A 510-nucleotide genomic window follows, 5' to 3' on the forward strand; every position below is an offset into this window, starting at 1 on the left:
AGCGTGGCCGTCGCATCAGCCAGTTCTTGATCGATGCAGTTTTGTGCGTTGCATAGTTGTCCATCACGATATGCACGTCCAAATCGGGCGGCACATTCGCATCGATCTGCTTCAGGAAGTCCAGGAACTCGGTGGCCCGATGCCGCTTGTAGCATTTGCCGATGACAAAGCCGGAGGCGACATCCAGAGCTGCAAACAACGTCGTTGTGCCGTGCCGAACATAAGAATGGGTACGCCGTTCAGGCACACCAGGCATCATCGGCAGCACTGGCTGCTCGCGATCGAGTGCCTGGATTTGGCTCTTCTCGTCCACACTGAGAACCAGCGCCCGATTGGGAGGCGACAGATAAAGACCGACGATGTCGCGGACCTTATCGACGAACAAAGGATCGCTGGACAGCTTGAACGTCTCAGTGCGATGCGGCTGCAGGCCGAAGGCATTCCATATCCGGCGGATCGTCGTGTGCGAAAAGCCGGCGGCTCCTGCCATCGAGCGGATCGACCAATGGG

General features: G+C 57.8%; 1 protein-coding gene. It reads right to left on the reverse strand.

Annotated elements, in window-relative coordinates:
* The coding region (locus N181_RS12745) for an IS630 family transposase (RefSeq protein WP_155621614.1) at positions 1 to 510 on the reverse strand (510 nt) is incomplete at both ends.

Source organism: Sinorhizobium fredii USDA 205 (assembly GCF_001461695.1).
GTDB classification, from domain to species: Bacteria; Pseudomonadota; Alphaproteobacteria; order Rhizobiales; family Rhizobiaceae; genus Sinorhizobium; species Sinorhizobium fredii.